The organism is Frankia sp. BMG5.23, assembly GCF_000685765.2.
GTDB lineage: Bacteria > Actinomycetota > Actinomycetes > Frankiales > Frankiaceae > Frankia > Frankia casuarinae.
In genome coordinates, this window is record NZ_JDWE01000117.1 from 1 (window position 1) to 4622 (window position 4622).

Genomic DNA, 4622 nt, shown 5'->3' on the forward strand with positions numbered 1-4622 from the left:
TCCGCGTGGACATGACCGGCGGCGGCGTTACGCGCCACGATCTGCTCATCGAGCCCGCCGAGNAGTCCATGCACGTCCTTCAACGCCCCACACAGAGTGCCCTCGGCAACACCGAGCCCGTCGGCNGCCAGCGCCCGAGCGATCCGGTGCAACGGCAGGCCCAGGACNTACTTCTCGTAGNGAAGNCGNGCGAGGAACCCNGCGGTGAACCGGCCCTTGGGAATCGGTTTGGGTGGCACCGGCGCGGTCACTGTCCGCGGCCCCGGACATGTGCAGCACCGCCGATACCGTCGCCGCCGATGCACGATCCGGAGGATCGTCACCTGCGCTCAGCTGGGAACGGGCAGGCGCCCCCACAATCAGACCGCAGTGGAATGAGGATCAGCGAAGAATCCAGGGCGCGTAAGTCCGGACCTTCCACGGCCAACTGGTTCGGATCTCGTGTTCATCGGCGATCTCCCGGATCGCCGACATGTCGTGCGGCACCGCGTCTCGGATCGTTGGGCCGCCCATCTTTTGCGGGCCAGGCGGGCCACGTCGGCGGTCCGCATGGCGCTGGTCATGCCGGCGCCGCCGGTGTCGGCCCACAGGCCCCAGCCGAGGGAGAGCGTCGGGTGGCCGTGGGCGCGGTGCCGTTCGTCCTGCGCGGGGTCCGTGAGAGCCACGGCGAGGACAGCGGGCTGGACCTGCCCGGCATGGCGCTGGTGATCGGCGCCGTGACCCTGGCGGTGTGGGGCATCGTCCAGGTCGGCACGGCCGGCTGGGCCTCCCCGTCGGTCCTGGTCCCGCTGGCCGCCGCGGTCGTGCTGACGACCGCGGCCGTGTCCTGGGAGCGCCGGGCCCGCTCGCCGCTGCTGCCGCTGCACTTCTATCGGCAACCCGCGTTCGTGCTGAGCAACCTGGTGTCGCTCGCCTTCTACTTCGGGGTGTTCGGCTCGATCTTCTTCCTGTCGCAGTACTTCCAGGACTCCCTTGGCTACTCGGCGCTGGGCGCGGGAGTGCGGACCCTGCCGTGGTCGGCCATGCCGATGCTGGTGGCCCCGATCACCGGGGCCTGCATCGACCGGGTGGGGGGCAACCGGCTGATGGCCTCCGGGCTGGCCCTGCAGGGGCTGGGCCTGGCCTGGGTGGCGGCTATCGCCCAGGTCGGCCTGTCCTACGCCCGGCTGGTCCCGGCGCTGGTCCTGGCCGGGGTGGGGATGGGTCTGGTGTTCGCGCCGACCATGGCCGTGGTGCTGGGCTCGGTGCGGCCACACGAGTACGGCAAGGCCTCGGGGGCGAACAACACCGTCCGCGAGATCGGCGGCGCGCTCGGCATCGCGGCGCTGTCGACGGTGTACCTGGCGCACTTCACCGTGGTCCGGGCTTTCCCGTTCGACGCCGCCCGCGCGTTCGTTCACGGCATGGTGGCGGCGCTGTGGGTGGGGGTGGCGGTGCTGCTCGCCGCCGCGGTGCTCAGCCTGTTCATCCCGGCTTCCCGCGTGCTCGCCGACCAGGACGGGGAAACCGGCCTGGGCGCGCTGGTCCAGGCGGCTGCCGGACCTCCGATCCCGGCCGAGCCGCCGGGCGCTGAGGGGAGACTCGCCCCGGCGTCAGCCGACTGAGTCAGCCGAAGTCGGACGGCTGAGCAGCGGCGCCGCCGACGGCCCGGTGAGACCGGAACCGGTCTCACCGGGCCGCTTGCGCTCGCAGCCCGTCGCAGATCACGGCCATCACACCGTCGGCCTCCTTCGGCCCGCCGCCCACGCCGTCGTTGGCGATGAACACGGCGCGCAGCAGAACCTTGAGCAGGGTGATGTCCACGTCCGTCCGCACCGTCCCGGCCTGCTGGGCCCGGCGCATCAGCACCTCGACGGCGGCCCACAGGCCGCGGTTGGCGTCGGTGAGGCTGGCGGTAATGTCGACGCCTATCCCGGCCACGGCGTCGATGAGGTCACGCTTGGCGGCGCTCTCCCGGTGCATCCCGGAGATGAAGGCGAAGAAGGCCGCGCCCGGCTCGGGGGCGTCGGCCAGCTCCTCGGCGCGGTCCACCAGGCGCTGCGCGCGGTCCAGGATCACCGCGTCGAAGAGGGCCTCCTTGGTCGGGAAGTGCCGGTAGACGGTCCCGGCGCCGACCCCGGCCCGGCGGGCGATCTCGTCCAGGCCGACCTGGAGCCCCACGGAGGCGAAGGCCTCCTGCGCGGCCTTCAGCACCCGGGCCCGGTTGCGCCGGGCGTCGGCGCGCATCGCCGGCGCGACCGGGCGCTCGGCGGCCGGGACTTCGGCGGGTGGGATCCCAGCGGGCGGGGATGTCTCAGTGGCCATGTGCGGATCCCTCGGTGACGGCCGCGACGCCGACGGGCCCGGCCGGCTCTCCCCCAGGTTAGTGCATGCCTTTCGGAGCGGCGACGTGCTCGGGCACCAGGCCGGGCACCGGGGGCCCGGTCGACTCTGCGCCTCGGACCCCGCCGGGGTCACGGGCGGGGCGGCCGCGGCCGCCTCGGGTTCCGGCCGCCGCCTACCTGGCAGCATCAGCGCCGGCGGCACGGCGACCACGGTGAACGCGGTCATCCACAGGAACGCGGCGCCGAACCCGGAGGCGTGCGCCACCGGGCCGCCGGGGTGCCCGGCCAGCTCGTGCTGAAGCACCACGGCGGCCACCGCCACCCCGAACGAGCCGCCCACCTGGAGCAGAATCCGGGTGGTGCTGCTGGCGTGCGGGATCCGGTCCTTGGACAGGCCCTGGAAGGCGGCGACCATCACGGCGATGTTCACCGCCGACAGCCCCGCCCCGCGCACCACCAGGCCGGCGATCTGCGGCACCTGGCCGCCGTGCACGCCGGCCCAGCCGAACGGCAGGCTCCCGACCAGCGCGCACACCACCCCGGCGAGCACAACCGGACGCGGCCCGTAGCGGTCCGAGAGCTTGCCGACGGACCTGCGCGCCGCCAGGCTGCCGATGCCCTGGGGAGCCAGCAGGAGCCCCGCGGTCAGCGCGGAGTATCCGCGGACCTGCTGGTAGAAGAGGGGTAGCAGGAACGCCACCCCGTACAGCGACAGCCCGGACAGGAACAGCAGCGCCGAGGAGGCCGCGAACGACCGGACCCGGAACAGCCGGACGTCGAGCATCGCGGCGTCGCCGACCCGCGCCGCGTAGACCGCGAACCCGGCCAGGAGCAGGACGCCGAGGGCCAGCGGCACCCAGGCCCCCGGCCGGACGCCGAGCTGCGCGACCCGGGTCAGGGCGTAGAGCAGGGCGACCGCGCCGGGGACGAACAGCACCAGGCCCGCGACGTCCAGCGGGCGGCGCTGCCGGTCCTGGTCGCGGTCCAGCCCGCGCCAGGCCAGGACGAAGGCGAGCAGGCCGATCGGCACGTTGATGAGGAAGATCCAGCGCCAGCTCGCCGCCTGCAGGATCAGGCCGCCGACCACGGGGCCCAGGATCGGGACCACCACGGCGGGCAGGCTGATCGCGGCCATCACCCGCCCCAGCCGGGCCGGGCCGGGCCGGCGGCGCGCACCAGCAGGGTCTGCTGCACCGGCAGCATCAGTCCGCCGCCGAGTCCCTGGACCACCCGGAAGGCGATCAGGCCGCCGATGTTCCACGACGCGCCGGCCAGCGCCGAGCCGACCGTGAACAGCGCGACGCCCGCCAGCCACACCGCCCGGCCGCCGAAGCGGCCGGCCGCCGAAGCGGCCGACGGCCCAGGCGGTCAGCGGGATGCTCACGCCGAGGGCGAGCAGGAACGCGGTGCTCACCCACTGCACCACGGAGACGCCGGTGTGCAGGTCCGTGGCCAGCCGCGCGGTGGCGACGTTGACGATGGTGGTGTCCAGCAGCACCGCCACCAGCCCGACCAGGAGGATCGCGGCCACCGAGCGGTGGCTGGAGTTCGCCGAGGCCTGGGGCGGGAAGTATCCGGCGATCGTCCGGTTGTGGGAGAACGCCTGGGCGGAGTTCACGCCGTTCCTGGCCTTCGACGCCGAGATCCGCCGGGTGATCTGCTCGACCAACGCGATCGAGAGCGTCAACGCCCGGATCCGCCGCGCGGTCCGGGCCCGCGGGCACTTCCCGAACGAGACCGCCGCGCTGAAGTGCATCTACCTGGCGGTCATGAGCCTCGACCCCACCGGGCAGGGCCGCAAGCGCTGGGTGATCCGCTGGAAGGGCGCTCTCAACGCCTTCGACGTCGCGTTCGACGGCCGGCTCACCGCAGGCCGCAAGTAGCCCACCTCAACCCGATTTACACCGTTATCTTGGCAGAGCCGTTATCTTGACACCCCCCAACCGAAACCACGGTGGCCTGGGCGTGTACTTTATGGATCCGGCGGGGCATGGTATGGAAATCATCACCCGTCCGTACGGCAGCCACCACCAGCCGACGGTGCTCTGAGCCAGCGCCGGCCCGGCCAGGGCTTTTGTGGGCCCTGACCGGGCGTAAGTATTCGGCGATGGCGTGGAGGGGCTGGTTCCGCCGTGTGGCGGTGTCGTGGCTGTGGCGGGAGTCGGGCGGAGTGTCCGCGGGATGCTGGTGGGGGGTTGTGGGCTCTTCGTGATACGTCGGGTGTAGTTCCTGATACCGAGGACGCTGGTGATGTGTCCTGGGTGGTGTGTCTGTTCTGTCTGTCACCGATGATGTCAC

At 72.6% G+C, this 4622-nt stretch carries 4 protein-coding genes and 2 pseudogenes; 3 read left to right on the forward strand and 3 right to left on the reverse strand.

All coding sequences use genetic code 11. From position 1 onward, the window contains the following. The coding region (locus tag BMG523DRAFT_RS21795) for an IS66 family transposase (RefSeq protein ID WP_235463377.1) at positions 1–239 on the reverse strand (239 nt) is incomplete at its 3' end. A 375-nt stretch (positions 240–614) separates the two neighbouring features. On the opposite strand from BMG523DRAFT_RS21795, the gene BMG523DRAFT_RS21800 reads away from it, so the two are divergent. Continuing rightward, the gene (locus BMG523DRAFT_RS21800; RefSeq protein WP_023842080.1) at positions 615–1604 is read left to right on the forward strand and encodes an MFS transporter; all 990 of its coding nucleotides are present in this window, start codon (positions 615–617) and stop codon (positions 1602–1604) included. 64 nt (positions 1605–1668) lie between these two features. On the opposite strand, the gene BMG523DRAFT_RS23915 is transcribed toward BMG523DRAFT_RS21800, so the two are convergent. Both BMG523DRAFT_RS23915 and BMG523DRAFT_RS25000 read right to left on the reverse strand, forming a co-directional pair. After that, positions 1669–3459, reverse strand: coding sequence for an MFS transporter (locus BMG523DRAFT_RS23915; protein WP_152987893.1), 1791 nt, complete (start codon positions 3457–3459; stop codon positions 1669–1671). Continuing rightward, a complete protein-coding gene (locus tag BMG523DRAFT_RS25000; RefSeq protein ID WP_134351729.1) occupies positions 3459–3641 on the reverse strand; it encodes a hypothetical protein in 183 nt (60 codons plus the stop codon). The genes BMG523DRAFT_RS23915 and BMG523DRAFT_RS25000 overlap by 1 nt, the downstream gene beginning before the upstream one ends. Positions 3642–3868: 227 nt before the next feature. Between BMG523DRAFT_RS25000 and BMG523DRAFT_RS21810 the strand changes: the two are divergent. Beyond that, positions 3869–4207 (forward strand): annotated as a pseudogene (locus tag BMG523DRAFT_RS21810) (transposase); the annotation flags it as partial. 58 nt (positions 4208–4265) lie between these two features. Further along, positions 4266–4373: pseudogene (locus tag BMG523DRAFT_RS27605) on the forward strand (VOC family protein); the annotation flags it as partial. Between the last annotated feature and the right edge of the window lie 249 nt (positions 4374–4622).